The following is a 15898-nucleotide window of genomic DNA, read 5'->3' on the forward strand; positions in this document are numbered from 1 at the left end:
GGAGGCGAAGGTGATAAGGCCGACGGCGGCGAAGGTGTAGCGGAAGGCGGTGTAGAGGTCGCCGTGGCTGACGGCGGGCAGGCTCGCGGTTTTGAGCAGCAGCGCGCCGATGGCGATGCCGAAGCCGGTCGCCAGTTGCTGGTTGACGGCGAGCAGGCTGTTGCCCGCGCTGTTCTGGTCGGGGCGCAGGTCGGCGATAACGAGGGTGTTCATGGCGGTGAATTGCAGCGAATTGCCGAAGCCGGTAATGAAGAGCAGCACGACCCACACCCAGGCCGGGGTGCCGGGCGGCGGCAGGGCGACCGCCATCATCATCAGGCCGAGCAGTTGCGTGTTGGTAATGGTGATGCGGCGGTAGCCGTAGCGGGCGATAACGGCTTTGGTGAAGGGTTTGGCGATGATGGTGCCGACGACAGTGGGCACCATCATCCAGCCCGCACTGCTGGCATCGTAACCGAGGGCGAGCTGGTAGAAGAGCGGCAGCAGGAAGGGCATGGCGCCGATGCCGAGGCGGCTGACGAGGTTGCCCGCGAGGCCGATGCGGAAGGTGCGGACGAGGATGAGGCTGACGGGGAAGAGCGGGTAGTCGCAGCGGCGGCTGTGGCGCAGATAGGTGAGTCCGCCTGCCAGCGCCAGCAGGATGAGCGCGGCAGCGGCAAGCAGTTCGCCGTGTGGCGCGATTTCCAGCGCCAGGGTCAGGGCGGTCGCCATGCCCGCAATCAGCAGGAAACCAATGGTGTCGAAGCGGGTGGTTTTGCCGTACACGTCGGGCATGATGGGGATGGCAAAGAGGATGGCGAGGATGCCGAAGGGGATGTTGATGAGGAAGATCCAGTGCCAGCTGGCGTATTGCACGAGGTAGCCGCCGACAAGCGGGCCGATGATGGGGCCGATGAGCGCCGGGGTGACGGCGTAGTTGATGGCGGTAATCAGCCGCTCTTTTTCATAGACTTTGAGAATGGCGAGACGCGGCACGGGCATGATGATGGCACCGCCCATGCCCTGGATGATGCGCGCGCCAACGAGCATCGGCAGGCTGGTGGAGACGGCGCAGAGCAGCGAGCCAAGCATGAAGACGACAAGGGCGATGATGAAGGTCTTTTTCGTGCCGAAGCGGTCAGCGAGATAGCCGCTGGCGGGAATGAGCAGGGCGACGGTAAGGGCGTAGGAGATGACCGCCGACTGCATGTTGAGCGGCGACACGCCGAGAGCGGCGGCAATCGTCGGCAGGGCGGTGTTGAGGATGGTGGCATCAAGCATCTGCATGAAGATGGAAATGGCCATCAGGAGCGGCAGCCAGCGGGAGGGGGTGGGAGTGGTCATAAATAGTGTGAATGTGGTGTTTGCCCGCATTGTAGCAGCATGGCATGAGCAGGGCTGGCGGCGCATTTTCCTTTTGCCGTCTGGGCAAATGTTCTAAAATTGCGCCCGCTTACGAGGACGTCATCATTGCGTCATGTGGGCTTTCCTCATTTCCGGACTTCTTTATGCAAAAACCGACAACCGCCGAGAATCCCGCCAAGTGCGGCAGCTTCGGCCTGAGCCAGTTTTTGGTTGCCGTGACCCTCGCCACGGTAGCTTATTTTGTCTATTGGGGGCTGGGTTACACCGGCTTCAACTATCCCTTCCTCTTCCTCCTCGCCTGCGCCTTCGGGCTGTTCATGGCCTTCAATATCGGCGGCAACGATGTTGCCAATTCCTTCGGTACTTCCGTCGGTGCGGGCACTCTCTCCATCACCCAGGCACTGATTGTCGCCATCGTCTTCGAGGTTAGCGGCGCGCTGATTGCCGGGCGCGAAGTCACCGACACCATCAGCGCCGGCATCGTTGACCTCTCCGCCGTGGACATCCAGCCGCTGCAATTCATCTATATCATGATGAGCGCGCTGATTGCCGCCGCGCTGTGGCTGCTGTTCGCCTCCTGCAAGGGGCTGCCCGTCTCCACCACCCACTCCATCATCGGCGGCATCGTCGGCGCTTCCATCGCCCTCGGCATCACCCTGCATAGCGACCACACCTTCTCGCTGGTGTACTGGCACAAAATCTGGCACATCGTCGCCTCCTGGGTCATCTCGCCGGTACTCGGCGGCGTCATGTCGTGGCTCGTGTACGGGCAAATCAAGAAACACGTCCTCATGCACGGCTCGGTCGCCGACCACGTCACCTACTCGCGCCGCATGAAAAGCCTGCGCCCGCGTGTGCACAAGCACCTGACAAAACGCCTGACCCAGTTCCAGAGCATGATGCTGGTCAACCCCGACGACGGCGCGCACGCCCCCGGCACCGAAGCGGAGAAAGTCCTCGCCCGCCGCGCCCTGCGCCTGTGGATACCGCTGATTGCCACCTTTGGCGCGCTGATGGTCTCCGCTATGCTGCTGCTGAAAGGGCTGAAAAACCTCAACCTCGGCCTGAGCGACGGGCAATACAGCCTCATCATCGGCATCATCTGCGCGGCGGTGTGGTTCACCGTGCGCCGCTACGCCCGCCGCTTCCGCAGCGGCGAAGTCAGCCGCGCCACCTACATCCTCTTTAGCTGGATGCAGGTCGTGACCGCTTCCGGCTTCGCCTTCAGCCACGGCTCGAACGACATCGCCAACGCCATCGGCCCCTTTGCCGCCATCATTGACGTCCTGAAAAACCGGGGCATCAACGACGGCGCCGTGCCGGTGCCGACCGTTGCCATGATCGCCTTCGGCGTCGCCCTCGTCGCCGGACTGTGGTTCATCGGCCGCGAAGTCATCGCCACCGTCGGCACCCACCTGGCCGAAATGAGCCCGGCAGCGGGCTTTACCGCCGAACTCGCCGCCGCGATGGTCGTCATGCTCGCCTCCTCGCTCGGCCTGCCCGTCTCCAGCACCCACATCCTCGTCGGTGCCATCCTCGGCATCGGCCTGGTCAACAGAAACGCCAACTGGCGCCTGATGAAACCCATCGCGCTGGCCTGGCTGATTACCGTCCCCGCCGCCGGCATCTGCGCCGCCATCGCCTTCTTCTGCTTCAACAGCTTCTTTTGAACTTTGAACAATGCCCCGCCCAGGCGGGGTTTTCATTTCATTGCCTCCCGCAGAAACCCATGTCAGACCAAACCCGGACAACCCTCCACACCATCCGCAAACTGAAACACACCGCAAACGATCGCGAACGCCTGCAAGGCTGGCGGCAAATCAGCAGCGCGCAAGGACTCAGCGGCGAATACGCCCTCGCCGTACGCTTAAACGGCAAAGCCTACACCGAAGAAGAAGCCGACATGGTCGCGGCACTGTTCGGCCGCTGAAGCCGCCCATGCCGTCTTACCACAACGCACCGCTACCCGCAGCGCCTGCGGACGATGACATGCGCCGGGCGCGGCTCACCGCCTTCCTCACCACTTGGGACAACACCCCCAGCCTGCGCCGGTGGCAGGGGCGATCCCTGCAACACAGCCGCTCGCTGGAATGGTTCGGCGCCGCACAATACCTGCACTACGAACAGCTCCAACCGCTTTTCTGCCCTGACGCCGCCGATACCGTCCGCCTCACTGCGCAACTGCTCGGCGAGGCGCTGGTCGCCCATCTCGATTTCGCCTGGTGCCGCAGCACAGTCTTCCCCGAAGAACCCCTGCAAATCCGCCACCGCGAACGCGACCTCCTACTGCATCTGCCCGCACTCGTCGCCAACGTTCTGAGCCGGCCGCAAGACGCCGCTGACGCACTGGAAACCCAATTCCTGGCGCTGCTCACCGACTGGCTGGTGTGGTATCAGGAATATCACTGGCTGAGCGCGCTCACCCTGCCTGACTGGGAAGAGGCCGCCTATACCGCGCGTTTCGGCGTTTGCCCGCCGCCAACCCTGCGCCGCCGCCTGCGCCTGCTGCTCGAATACGATGAAGAACACATCATCCGCCATTTTGGCAGCAGCATGCTGCTGCCGCCCCTTGCCATCCTCGAACAGCACGACTGGAACACCCTGGCAAGCGCCGTTTTCACGCTCGAACAGCACAACAGCCGAGAGCACGGCAGCGCCTGGCGCGAACAAGCCGCACAAAGCGCACAAGCGCGCGGCGACAACATCAATAGCTGACGCCCCATGACCGCCCCGCTTTACCTCTACCAACCGCTCAACATCCTCAAACCCCGGGGCGACAACATCTGGATTGCCGACGGCGGCATCATCCGCATGGCCTTCCCGCTCGGAATCACCATCCCGTTCAGCACGCGCATGACCATCGTGCGCCTCGCCGACGGCGGCCTGTGGTGTCACTCGCCCATCGCCCCGACCCGGCACTGCTGGCAGAAATCGACGCCCTCGGCCCGGTACGCCACCTCATCTCGCCGAACCGCATCCACTACGCGCACATCCCCGCCTGGCAGCAGCACTACCCGCAGGCAAAAGCCTGGGCCAGCGCCGGCGTGCGCGAGCGGGCGGCGTCGCAGCACATCACCGTCACCTTTGCCGCCAACCTCGGCGAAAACGCCCCGCCGGACTGGACGGACGACATCGCGTAACTGCCCTTCCCCGGCAGCCGCGTGATGACCGAAACCGTCTTCTACCACCATGCCAGCCGCACACTCATCCTCACCGACCTCATCGAAAACTTCGAGACCGGCAAATTCCCCGGCCGCTTTTGGGCGGGCGTGATGAAACTGAGCGGTATCGCCGACCCGGACGGCAAAACCCCGCCCGACTGGCGCGCTACCTTCAAAGACAAAACCGCCGCCCGTGCCGCACTGGCGCGCATCCTCGCCTGGCAGCCGCAGCGCATCATCCTCGCCCACGGCCGCTGCTACGCGGAAAACGGTACCGCCGAACTGCGTCGCGCCTTCCGCTGGCTGGATTGAGGACAACAGGTGATTACCGGCCTGTTTGATAGTCGTTTCAAACAGGAATGAGACGAGGCGGCGGGCCGAAGACCGTACAGATAGTGCGGCGCGGGTTTCCCATAAAAATAGCGCAGCAATCTCTATGGGCGCCCGGTCAGGCGTGCCAACGCCGTATCATTTCTATTTGAAACGACTATGAATGTGACCGTAGCGGGTAGCCTTCCCACTTCTCGGGGAGGCGATGAAAGATGAAAAAAGCGCAAATGCTGGTGGGATTTGAGGCTTACCGCCCAATTTGTCCCATCATCATTTGCGCTTCTAAAAACTTGTTAGAAAACAGCTTGCAATATAACGTTATTGGTGCCCGGAGCCGGGGTCGAACCGGCACGGTATCGCTACCGAGGGATTTTAAGTCCCTTGCGTCTACCAATTTCGCCATCCGGGCAACGCGGGCGGCATCATAGCGGCTGCCTGCGGGATGTCAAGCGGCGTCAGTCGGTGCGTTCGCGGTACACTTCGGCGAACGGCAGGCGCCGGCGGTCGCCCCAAATGCCGTGTCCTTCTTTGCGGATACCGCAGGCGACGATCATGTTGATTTCCGCACCGCGCGGCAGGCCGAGGATTTTCTTGACGCGGCCGCTGTCCAGCCCTTCCAGCGGGCAGGTGTCGTAGCCCGCTTCGCTCATCGCCAGCATGAAGGTCTGCGCGGCGAGACCGCAGCTTTTGTGGACGACCACACGCATATCTGCCCCGCTGCAATCGCGGTACATCGGGCGGAAGAGCGCCACCGTGCCGAACAGCATTTTGCGCAGCAGCCCCAGCAGGCCGAAGCCGCGCGCGTAGAGGAACGGCAGGAATTTGCCGTAGTAACCGGCGCTGGCTTTCAGCCGTTTCTCCAGTTTGTCCGGCGGGCTGTGGCGGCGCAGGTTTTCCGCATCCAGTGCCAGCATCGCCTGGGTACGCTGACGGTACAAATCCTGACGGCAGACGAAAACCACCATCTGCGTCGCCGTCGTTGCTGCCTGCTGGCTGAGGCAGGCGGTGGCAAGCGCTTGCAGCGTCGCCTTGCCGGTGATGTGGTGAAATTCATAGAGTTGCAGATTGGAACTGCTGGGTGCGAGTTGCGCCTGTTCGAGGCAGTGGCGGACGACGGCGCTGTCCGGCGGCTTGTCCACGTCGAAATGGCGCACCGCGCGGCGGTGATGGAGTAAATCCAGCAACATAAAGACTCCTAATTGGTGTTGCCGTCATCTGCCGGTTGCGGCAGGACGAGATTCAGAACAATGGCGATGATGGCCGCAAGGCCGATGCCTTCCAGATGCACCGGGCCGAGATCCACGGACAAATGCCCCAACCCGGCGACCAGCGTGACCGCAATGATGATGACGCTGCGCTCACTGCGGACGTTGGCGTCCGGCGCGAGCAGCGAGCGCGCACCCATCGCCGCAATCGAGCCGAAGAGCAGCAGCATGATGCCGCCCATAATCGGCGTCGGCATATGGCGCAGCAGCGCTTCCAGCTTGCCGGAAAAGGCGAGGACGATGGCGGTGAGCGCCGCATACATCATGATGCGCGGCGACTTCGCGCCGGTGATGGACACCGCACCCGTCACTTCCGAATACGTCGTCACCGGCGGTCCGCCGAGCAGCCCGGCGATGGCGACCGCGATGCCGTCGCCCGCCAGCGTCCTGTGCAGGCCGGGCTTTTGCAAAAACGGCTTGTCGCACACCTGACTGATGACGGCAATATCGCCGATATGCTCAATGGCGGGCGCGAGCGCGACCGGCAGCAGGAACAAAATCGCGTTGATATTGAAAGCAGGCGGCGTGACAGGCGGCAGTTGCAGCCAGGCGGCATCCTGCACGGCGGTGAAATTCGTCAGCCCCAGCGCGGCGGCGCAGATGTACCCGGCCACAATCCCGGCAAGCACCGCCAGCAATTTCGCCAACCCGCGCGCATAAAGCGTCACCACAATCGTCACCAAGAGCGACACCGCCGCAACCGCGAGCGACGCCCCTTTGGCAAACAGCACCGTGCCGCCGTCGCCGGACAGCCCCATCGCCATATTGGCGGCAGCGGGCGCGAGCGACAGGCCGATGACCATAATCACCGGCGCGACCACAATCGGCGGAAACAGGCGGTCAATAAAGTCCGTCCCCAAAAAGCGCACCAGCAGCGCCAGCAGCACATAGACCAGGGCAACCGCCATCACCGCGCCCTGCGTCGCCGCCAGTCCCCACTGCCCGATGGCGAGCGACAGCGGCGCGATAAAGGCAAACGAAGAGCCCAAAAAAATCGGCACCTGCCGACCTGTAAAAAACTGAAAACACAGCGTGCCAATCCCGGCGGACAACAGCGCCACCGCCGGACTGATGCCGGTGAGCAGCGGCACCAGCACCAGCGCGCCGAAGGCGACGAACAGCATTTGCACGCCGACCAGCAGTTCTTTGATATGTTGCATAAAGCCCCCTTAAGAAAAGCGGCGGCATTATACGCCCGCGCTGCCGGCATCGAACCGGTCGCCCTCCCCTACCCCACTGCGGCCTGCCCTGCCCGTCCGCTGACAGTGGCCGTCAATATGCGCGTGCCGACGGTAATGGCCGTTCGTGGTCAATCTGCACGCCTGCCGCAGAGATGCCGGTTGCCGATAGAGAAATGATAGAAAAGCGCCAAGTGCGTGATGGCCACTGCCCGCTTGTAATCGCCCCGGTTTAATATAGATGTTGCTTATTAAAAAGCGGTCAAAAGATTCGTGCTGCCCGAATAAGTCATTATACCCCGTCAAGCGGCAATAAAAAGCCATCCGTTTGCAACGGATTGATAACCCGATAAATTCAGGTATCGCCAATCCCGTTTTCCTTATTGGCAACCGGTCGGAATCCGGCTTGCATATTGATTATGCCGGATATACCATATATCCGGAAACTACCAAAAAGTTAAAATTGTATTTTAGAGGATTTCCGGGAAAAGCACTGATATGCCATCAGTACGACGGAAAAATTTTTGCCGAGCATATTCGGCGTTAGTAATGGGAGACTGACATGAAAGGCTTTGCAATGCTCAAACTGGGTGAAACCGGCTGGATTGAAAAAGAAACGCCGCGCTGTGGACCAATGGACGCGATTTGTAAACCGCTTGCCCTGGCACCGTGCACATCCGATGTCCATACCGTATGGGAAGGCGCATTGGGGGATCGCCACAACATGATATTGGGACATGAAGGCTGCGGCGAAATCGTCGAAGTCGGCTCGCTGGTCAAGGATTTCAAACCCGGCGACAAAGTATTGGTTCCCGCCATTACGCCGGACTGGAATTCCCTGGAAGCACAAGGCGGCTATTCCATGCACTCGGGCGGCATGCTTGCCGGATGGAAATTCTCGAATTTCAAGGACGGCGTATTCGGTGAATATTTCCATGTCAATGACGCGGACGGCAATCTGGCACGCATTCCGGAAGAAGTCAAAATCGAACATGCACCGATGCTCTCCGATATGGTGCCGACCGGTTTCCACGGTGTCGAACTCGCCGATGTGCAATTCGGCGATTCCGTGCTGGTCATCGGCATCGGCCCGGTCGGGCTCATGTCCGTCGCCGGTTGCGCCCTGCGCGGTGCGGCGCGCATCTATGCCGTCGGCACCCGCCCCGCCTGTGTTGATGCGGCCAAATTCTACGGTGCGACCGACATCATCAGCTACAAGGACGGCACCATCCACGACCAGATTCTTGACCTCACCCACGGCCACGGTGTCGATAAAATCGTCATTGCCGGCGGCACTGTCGATACCTTCGACGAAGCCGTGAAAGCGCTCAAACCGGGCGGCAAAATCGGCAACGTCAATTACCTCGGCTCCGGCGTTTCCATCAAGATTCCCCGCGTGGAATGGGGCGTCGGCATGGGGCATAAGCAAATCAACGGCGGTCTGATGCCGGGCGGGCGGCTGCGCATGGAAAAACTGAGCAGCCTTGTTTCTGTCAGCAGACTCGATCTGTCCCGCCTGATTACCCATACCTTCAAGGGATTTGAAAATGTCGAAAAGGCTCTCTATCTGATGAAAGAAAAGCCCGCCGACCTCATCAAGCCGGTCGTCGTAATCTGACCATCCCGCACAGCCCCGGGCGCAATATCCCGGGGCTTGTTGTCATTAGCCGCCATTATTAAAACCCGCCATGCAAATATTCGTCGTCTCCGGTTTCCTCGGCGCAGGCAAAACCACCTTCATCGGCACCCTGGCGCAAAAAACAGGACATGAATTGGTAATTATGGAAAATGAATATGGGGAAACGGGTATTGATGGCAATCTCCTGCAAAAAGACCGGCTGAATATCTGGGAATTGACCGAGGGCTGCATCTGCTGCTCGCTCAAATCCGATTTTGCCTCTTCCATCCTGACTATTGCCAATACACTCAATCCCGCCTGTCTCGTTGTCGAGCCGACCGGGGTGGGACTGCTCAGTGCCGTCATGCGCAATATCGGGAAAATCACTTATGAACGGATTCGACTGCTGGCCCCCCTGACCATCGTGGACGCGCATTCTGTGGATCACTATCTGCGCGTATTCAAGGATATTTATACCGACCAGATAACATTCGCGTCGCGCCTGTTGCTGACGAAAACGGAACACCTGCCGGACAGGGAAATAAAGCGCATCGCCGATACCCTGCGCGCGCTCAATCCGGAGGCGGAAATCCTGACCACGCCCTACCAACACGAGCCGGATGCGTGGTGGCAACGGCTTCTGCAACAACCGCACCATGAAAAAGCCGCTCCCGCCTATCTCGCCATGCCGCATGAACCCGATCTGGAAAACGCGGGGTTTACCGGCATAGAAATCCCCAGCGTGCAGGATCTGCTCGAATTGCTGGTCGCCCTGTTGCGCGGCTATTTCGGCACGGTTTATCGCGCGAAAGGCTATGCCTCCGTCGGCGGCTGCTGGACGCGCTTCGATGTTGTGGACAGGCAGTACAGCGTGACGCAGTGCGCGCCGATGCCCGAGGCCAAAGTCATCGTCATCGGTCGGCATTTGCACAAAGACGCCCTGGCGGCCGCATTCCACGGCCAAAGTCTCCGGGCCGGGAACTGAATTCTTCTCGCGGGCATCTGCACCGCCCGATGCAGCGGGAGCTCAGCTCAGGCGCGCCGCCGCGCAAGACAGGCGGTCAGCCGTTTGTGCACGAGGGCGCGGATAAGCCCGAGGTCGTCATCCGGTGCGGGGATGCGGATGAGCGGAATATCCGCCGCCCGCAGGGCGGTATCCTTGATTTTGTCGTTGATGCGGGCGATTTCGCGGCTGAGGCCGTGGCCGCTGCCGTCGATTTCGATGACGACGAGCGGGCGCAACTCGCGATCGATAACGAGCAGGTCCACCCGTTTGCTGTTCACCGCCCAGTAGGCGCGACGGTCTTTGCTTTGCAGGATTTCGCCGAGACTGACTTGCAGGAGGACGTGCTCGCCTTGCCCGCGTTTTTGCACGATGCCGAGCGCGGTTTGGTAGGCGGTTTTTTCGAGATTGTTGCCAAGCGGTTTGGCCCGGAAGGATGCGCCGCGCATCGCTTTCAGATGTTCGCGGGCGCGTTGCAGGATGGGATTGGCTTTGCCCGCAGCGGCGCGTCCCCGCCCGCCCCGCCGGTACATACGGATCAGGCCGATGATGAGGAAATAGAACAGCGCCAGCAGGATGAGGGGGAGATATTTGTGCATACGGTTTCCGGCGGAGACGGTCAGGCCGCTTGCTTACGGCAGAGGCTGCGCTTTGAGGGCGAGGGTGGCAAAGGGGATGATGGTGATGCAGGCAAAAAGGCCGAAGGCGCCGAGCAGGGCGTAATGACCGCCGATGGCGAGGCCGAGCAGGTCATCGTGCCCGGCGGTAACGCCGATGATGAGCACGGGAATATAAAGCGGCACGACGATGAGGAAGCGCAGGAAGGTGCCGTGCGTGTGCGCCAGCGTCAGCACCGCGCCGAGTGCACCGATGAGCAGGAGCGGCAGGCTGCCGAGCGCCAGCAGCGCGGCTGTGGCAGGCAGATGGGCGGCGGGGATGTGCAGCATCAGCGCGAGCAGCGGCAGGATGGCAAGCAGCGGCAGGGTGAAACGCAGCCAGGCGGCGGCGAGCTTGGCGGGCAGCAGCAGCCACAGGTCGGGCAGGTGGAGGCAATCCTGGCTGAGGGTGCCGTCGGCGTAATCGGCGGCGAAGAGTTGCTCACCGGCGAGCAGCGCCGCGAGCAGCAGCGCGATCCACAGCGCGGCGGGGGCGGTGCGAATGAGAGTGTCGTTGTCCGCGCCGGTCGCGAGCGGGAAGAGGATGATGGTGAGGGTGTAGAAAAGAAGCGGTTGCAGGATGGTCTGCGGGTTGCGCAGGCCGGTGTGCAGTTCGCGGCGGATGAGGATGACAAGCATGGGCGGGCGGTGATGACGGGGCGCGCAAGCATATACCCGCCGCGCGCTGCGTGCATATGCTTTTTGCCGCCGCATGGCACCGTCAAGCGGACGGTATGATGTTTTCTTCCCGATAGCGCAAGCGGCGTCGCCCCGCTTGTGCCGTTACAATAATTCGCCCGTCCGGACTTCCCGCAAATAAGGCCCGCAATGAAGCACATCCTCATCGATTTTGAAAACACCCAGCCCGACGCAGCCCAGCTGCGCGCGCTCAACCCTGACGACAGCCACATCTGGCTCTTCCTCGGCAAAAACCAGCAAAAGACCCTGCCCATCGAACTCTGCGAAGCCCTGTGCCGCTTCGGGCGGCACGTCCACTTCATCCGCATCGCCAAAACCGGCAAAAACGCGCTCGACTTTTACCTCGCCTACTACCTCGGACAAATCACCACCGAGGATAACGACGCCCTCATCTGCATCCTCTCGCGTGACACCGGCTTCGACGTGCTGGTCGAACACCTCGAAAACGAACACCTCTGCCGGGGCATCATCCGCCTCGCCGCACTTGAAGACGCCGCCGAACTGCCCGGCACCGCGCCCACCGCGCAGCTGACCGCCGAAAAAGCGCCACCTGTGGCAAGTGTAACCCCGCCCACCGCCGAAAAAGCATCACCTGCGGCGAGTGCAACCCCGCCCAGCGCCGAAGAAGCACCACCTGCGGCGAGTGTAGCCCTGCATAGCGCCGAAGTCATAACCGCAGCAGAACAGCCGCCTGCCGCCGCTCCGCAAGACGACGCCGCCCGCATCATCCTCGACGTCTGCAAAAAAGCGCAAGCGCACCTGATGCACGCCGACTACCGCCCGCGCCAGCGCAAAAACCTCGAAACCCGCTTGGCCAACCACCTGCGCGACACCCTCTCCGCTTACGACACAGAGACGGCCCGCACTCTCATCAGTCAGGCAGTGGACAAACTCATCCGCAAAACCCTCATCAGCGTTGGCACAGATGGCCTGCTGACCTACCACCTGAGCGAGCGCGAACTGCAACAACGCCTCATCGCCCGCATTCAGGCGGCGAAAACCAAAACCGTGGATGCCCTGAAAAACACCATCCGCCTATATGCGGGCAGCCTCTACCTCGGTCACAGCGACAGCGACATCGAAGCCTGTATCCGCTACTGCGAACAGCACAACATCCTGCGCCGCACGGATAACCACAAAATCCAGTACCCGCCTTACCCTGCCGACAACGGCCAGCTGCAACAACAGGCGTCCTATTTCCTCAGCAAATTCAAACAGAACAAACCCGCCAAGCGCAGCAGTCTTATTTCTACCATTCAGCAAATGCTGAAAACCGACACGGCTCAGACTGACGCCCTCATCCACCACCTCGTGGCGCAGAAAAAACTGCGTATCAACGACAACGGCGCCCTCACCTGGCTGTAAACCGGCCACACCATCCTCCCCTACCCCACCCCTGCGTTTTGCTATCAGGCAGCAGCAGCGCGATCCACAGCGCGGCGGGGGCGGTGCGCAGCAGGGTGTCGTGTTGTCCGCGCCGGTTGCGAGCGGGAAGAGGATGATGGTGAAGGTGTAGATTTGCCGCCGGTTTGTGGTCGCGTCATCGTCGCTGCCAATGAAAAACCAATCCGGTCACCAACACTGTATCCGCCGGCTTTGGAGTGACCCGGTTTCGCGGCATAATGCCGCTGCGGCTTCTGTCGCGCCACCCATCAATATCAAGGAATTAACGAATGAAATTGCAATCCCTCGGACTGAGTATCGCCACCGCCCTCTTGCTGGCAGCTTGCGGCGGCGGCAGCGACAACAACACCCCGGCTGATCCGCAAAAACCGGGCAACAACACGCCCACCAACCCGCAGCAGCCGGGCAACAACAATGTCAGCAGCACCTATAAAGGCAATGCTTTCGTGGTGCCGGTCGGGCAAATGCCTGCCAGCCTCGCCGATGCCAGCGCGATTGGCAGCGACGATCTTGCCGTCCTGAACGTCAATGGCAAACAGATTACCCTGTACTACCCCAACATCCGCCTCGGCGAGATGATTTCCGTGAGAAATACCTGGATGGACGGGCAAAGCTATCGGATCTTCATCTTCAGTGGCTATAAGTACGCCAACAGTAAATTCGGCTATCTCAACGATGGCAACAATCACTACGCCTTCAGCCAGGGTGCTTACACCGGCAATATGCCGACCAGTGGCGTCGTTAGCTATTCCGGCAGAGCCGCCCTTGGGCGCGCAGCCGTTGGCAACACCGCCGTTTCCAACTTCACGGCGGATTTCGGGCAAAAAACGCTCACCGGCAGAATCACGCCGACTGTATACAGCGATGTGGACTTCCAGCCGGTCAATATCAACGCCACCATCAACGGCAACGCATTCAGTACGGCGGATAACGCCACCGTCAGAAGCACCGGGCACTTCTACGGCGACAATGCCCGCGAAGTGGGCGGTATCTTCTACGACAGCGGTCAATCGCTGGTGGGCAGCTTCGGCGCCATCCGCAGCAATTAACCGCTCATCGCACAACGACAAAAAGGGCTGCATTGCAGCCCTTTTTTATTGGCGGCGGCCGCCCTACCCTACCCCCGCGTTTTGCTATGATGACGCGGCTTTTTTGAGGAGATCGATATGTTCAAGCCGCAGATAGTCTTTTTCGACATCGACGATACCCTGTTCCGCAAGTGGAAAAATTTCCTGCCCGATTCCGTCCTGCCCGCCTGGCAGGCCTTGCATGAAGCAGGGGTGATGGTGGCGATTGCGACAGGACGCAGCCCCTGTGCCATTCCCGCCAAGGTGCAGGCGGTGATGGAGACGGTTGGCCTTGACGTGCTGGTGTCGATTAACGGCCAGTTCAACCGTTTCCGTGGCAAGACCATTACCTCGCATCCTATTGACCCCACCGATATCGCCGAGGTCATTCGCGTCTGCCGCGCTCACGACTGGGATTACGGCTGCACCTCGGAAGAGAAAATGGCGCTCTCCTCCGATCGCCAGCGCGTGCACGATTCGCTCTACGGCACGGTGCCGTATGAAACCGATCCCGACTACTGGCAGCGCCACCCCGTTTATCAGATGAACGTCTTCATCACCGCCGAAGAGGAAGCGGCATTTGCCGCGAGCGGCGTGTTGCAGCGCGGCTACCAGATGATCCGCTGGCACCCGCTCGGCGTCGATTTGCTGCATGCGGATGGCAGCAAGGCGCGCGGCATCCGCGAAGCCTGCGCGGTGCTTGATATACCGCTGGCGCAGGTGATGGCCTTCGGCGACGAACTCAACGACCTCGACATGTTCAAAACCGTCGGCTTCGGCGTGGCGATGGGCGACGGGCGCAAAGAATTGAAGGCACTGGCCAAATACGTGACCACCACAGTTGAGGAACACGGCGTTTATAACGCGCTGGTACACCTCGGCGTAATCGACCGCAAACCGTGGGGTAGCGCATGACGCCCAAAATCGTCTTCTTCGACATCGACGAAACCCTCTACCACAAGGCGACCGGCTACCTGCCCGACTCCGCCGCCCGCGCCATCCGCGCCCTGAAAGCGCGCGGCATCATCCCCGCCATCGCCACCGGCCGCTCGCTTGCCGCCCTGCCGGACAAAGTGCGCACGCTGGCAAAGGCCGAAGGCATCGAGCTTTTCGTCACCATCAACGGCCAGTACAACGAATTTCGCGGCGAACCCGTCGCCTGCAACCCAATGAGTCTCGCCGAAATCGAGCGCTTCATCGCCCTCTTCCGCCGCCACGGCTGGGATTACACCTTCGTCGGCGCGGAACAAATGGCGTCATCGAGCAGCAACCCGCGTGTCGCTGAAGCCTTGGCAGGCATCGGACCCTACACCGTTGATCCCGACTACTACCGGCACCGCCCCGTGTACCAGTTCCTGCTCTACATCGACCCCGGCGAAGAAGCCGCGCTGAACGGCAGCGGCGAACTGGGGCGCGACTACCACGCCATGCGCTGGCATCCGTTTTCCGTTGACCTCCTGCACGCCGACGGCAGCAAGGCGCGCGGCATCCGCAGCGTCTGCGCGGCGCTCGGCGTGCCGCTTGCAGAAACCATGGCCTTCGGCGACGGCCTGAACGACGTGGAAATGTTCAAAACCGTCGGCTTCGGCGTGGCAATGGGCGACGCTGTGCCCGAACTGCGCACCCTCGCCCGGATGCAAACCGGCACCGTCGAAGCAGACGGCATCTACAACGCCCTGAAAACCCTGGAAATCATCCCATGAAACAGCTACTCGCCCTCACCCTTGCCGCCTGCCTGCTCACCGCCTGCGGCGACGACAAACCCGCCGTCAAACTCGAAGCGGAGGCGACCATCCCCGCCGACGCACGCGACTACTTCAACCAGATGGGGCTGCACGACACGCGCGGCAGCAAAGGCCAGGTGCGCCTCAACACCAGCGGCGGTACCGTGTGGTTCGACAGCGCCCGCACCCTGCTCACCTACCTGCGCCTGCCGGAAACCGCCAACGAACCGCTCACCGCCTACATCAGCACCTTCGAGCCGCCCGCCCACTGGCTGCCGGTGGAAGACGCCTGGTTCGTGCAGACCCCGCAATCCGCCGAACTCATCGGCAAAGAAGACTACTTCCCCTTCCCCAGCGAAGAAGCGGCACAAGCCTTCGCCAACGTCCACCAGGGCAAAGTGCTGCGCGCAAAAGACATCAGCGACGCGGATTTGGGGCTGTGAATGCGT

The 15898-nt window shown here is 61.3% G+C and carries 15 protein-coding genes, 1 tRNA gene and 1 pseudogene; 11 read left to right on the plus strand and 6 right to left on the minus strand.

Features of this window, described 5'->3' with window-relative positions; translation table 11 throughout:
• Positions 1-1323 (minus strand): MFS transporter (locus Q0562_RS09380; RefSeq protein WP_298643727.1); only part of this gene is annotated, 1323 nt, incomplete at its 3' end.
• 164 nt (positions 1324-1487) lie between these two features.
• Between Q0562_RS09380 and Q0562_RS09385 the strand changes: the two genes are divergently transcribed.
• The 4 genes and pseudogenes from Q0562_RS09385 to Q0562_RS13800 all read left to right on the plus strand — a co-directional run bounded on the left by Q0562_RS09385 (position 1488) and on the right by Q0562_RS13800 (position 4817).
• Positions 1488-3014, plus strand: a complete 1527-nt coding sequence (locus Q0562_RS09385) for an inorganic phosphate transporter (RefSeq protein WP_298643729.1) — start codon at positions 1488-1490, stop codon at positions 3012-3014.
• Between the two features lie 59 nt (positions 3015-3073).
• Entirely contained in the window at positions 3074-3274 is a 201-nt protein-coding gene (locus tag Q0562_RS09390; protein WP_298643730.1) for a hypothetical protein, read from the plus strand.
• An 8-nt stretch (positions 3275-3282) separates the two neighbouring features.
• Complete coding sequence (locus tag Q0562_RS09395; protein WP_298643732.1) at positions 3283-4059, plus strand: hypothetical protein; 777 nt, start codon at positions 3283-3285, stop codon at positions 4057-4059.
• A 6-nt stretch (positions 4060-4065) separates the two neighbouring features.
• A pseudogene (locus tag Q0562_RS13800) lies at positions 4066-4817 on the plus strand (DUF4336 domain-containing protein).
• Positions 4818-5157: 340 nt separating this feature from the next.
• Here Q0562_RS13800 and Q0562_RS09410 read toward each other — a convergent pair.
• From Q0562_RS09410 to Q0562_RS09420, 3 genes are all read right to left on the minus strand, one after another.
• A tRNA-Leu gene (locus Q0562_RS09410) sits at positions 5158-5244 on the minus strand.
• A 46-nt stretch (positions 5245-5290) separates the two neighbouring features.
• Complete coding sequence (locus Q0562_RS09415) at positions 5291-6022, minus strand: nitroreductase family protein (RefSeq protein ID WP_298643736.1); 732 nt, start codon at positions 6020-6022, stop codon at positions 5291-5293.
• 8 nt (positions 6023-6030) lie between these two features.
• A complete protein-coding gene (locus Q0562_RS09420; RefSeq protein WP_298643738.1) occupies positions 6031-7260 on the minus strand; it encodes a uracil-xanthine permease family protein in 1230 nt (409 codons plus the stop codon).
• 580 nt (positions 7261-7840) lie between these two features.
• On the opposite strand from Q0562_RS09420, the gene Q0562_RS09425 reads away from it, so the two are divergent.
• Positions 7841-8896, plus strand: coding sequence for an NAD(P)-dependent alcohol dehydrogenase (locus Q0562_RS09425; protein WP_298643740.1), 1056 nt, complete (start codon positions 7841-7843; stop codon positions 8894-8896).
• A 70-nt stretch (positions 8897-8966) separates the two neighbouring features.
• Positions 8967-9881, plus strand: coding sequence for a GTP-binding protein (locus Q0562_RS09430; protein WP_298643742.1), 915 nt, complete (start codon positions 8967-8969; stop codon positions 9879-9881).
• A gap of 47 nt (positions 9882-9928) precedes the next feature.
• On the opposite strand, the gene Q0562_RS09435 is transcribed toward Q0562_RS09430, so the two are convergent.
• Both Q0562_RS09435 and Q0562_RS09440 read right to left on the minus strand, forming a co-directional pair.
• Positions 9929-10498 (minus strand): DUF2726 domain-containing protein, encoded by a 570-nt coding sequence (locus Q0562_RS09435; protein ID WP_298643744.1) that lies wholly within the window; start codon positions 10496-10498, stop codon positions 9929-9931.
• 33 nt (positions 10499-10531) lie between these two features.
• Positions 10532-11194, minus strand: coding sequence for a heme exporter protein CcmB (locus Q0562_RS09440; RefSeq protein WP_298643746.1), 663 nt, complete (start codon positions 11192-11194; stop codon positions 10532-10534).
• Between the two features lie 189 nt (positions 11195-11383).
• On the opposite strand from Q0562_RS09440, the gene Q0562_RS09445 reads away from it, so the two are divergent.
• The 5 genes from Q0562_RS09445 to Q0562_RS09465 all read left to right on the plus strand — a co-directional run bounded on the left by Q0562_RS09445 (position 11384) and on the right by Q0562_RS09465 (position 15892).
• Positions 11384-12619 carry a PIN domain-containing protein gene (locus Q0562_RS09445; protein WP_298643748.1) on the plus strand — a complete coding sequence of 412 codons (1236 nt, stop codon included), beginning with the start codon at positions 11384-11386 and terminating at the stop codon, positions 12617-12619.
• Between the two features lie 308 nt (positions 12620-12927).
• A complete protein-coding gene (locus Q0562_RS09450; RefSeq protein ID WP_298643750.1) occupies positions 12928-13707 on the plus strand; it encodes a transferrin-binding protein-like solute binding protein in 780 nt (259 codons plus the stop codon).
• Between the two features lie 117 nt (positions 13708-13824).
• Complete coding sequence (locus tag Q0562_RS09455; RefSeq protein ID WP_298643752.1) at positions 13825-14640, plus strand: Cof-type HAD-IIB family hydrolase; 816 nt, start codon at positions 13825-13827, stop codon at positions 14638-14640.
• Positions 14637-15428 (plus strand): Cof-type HAD-IIB family hydrolase, encoded by a 792-nt coding sequence (locus Q0562_RS09460; protein ID WP_298643754.1) that lies wholly within the window; start codon positions 14637-14639, stop codon positions 15426-15428. The genes Q0562_RS09455 and Q0562_RS09460 overlap by 4 nt, the downstream gene beginning before the upstream one ends.
• The gene (locus tag Q0562_RS09465) at positions 15425-15892 is read left to right on the plus strand and encodes a nitrous oxide reductase accessory protein NosL (RefSeq protein WP_298643756.1); all 468 of its coding nucleotides are present in this window, start codon (positions 15425-15427) and stop codon (positions 15890-15892) included. The genes Q0562_RS09460 and Q0562_RS09465 overlap by 4 nt, the downstream gene beginning before the upstream one ends.
• The last annotated feature ends 6 nt before the right edge of the window (positions 15893-15898 follow it).

Origin of the sequence: uncultured Cardiobacterium sp., from assembly GCF_938028825.1 — a bacterium.
Taxonomy (GTDB): Bacteria; Pseudomonadota; Gammaproteobacteria; order Cardiobacteriales; family Cardiobacteriaceae; genus Cardiobacterium.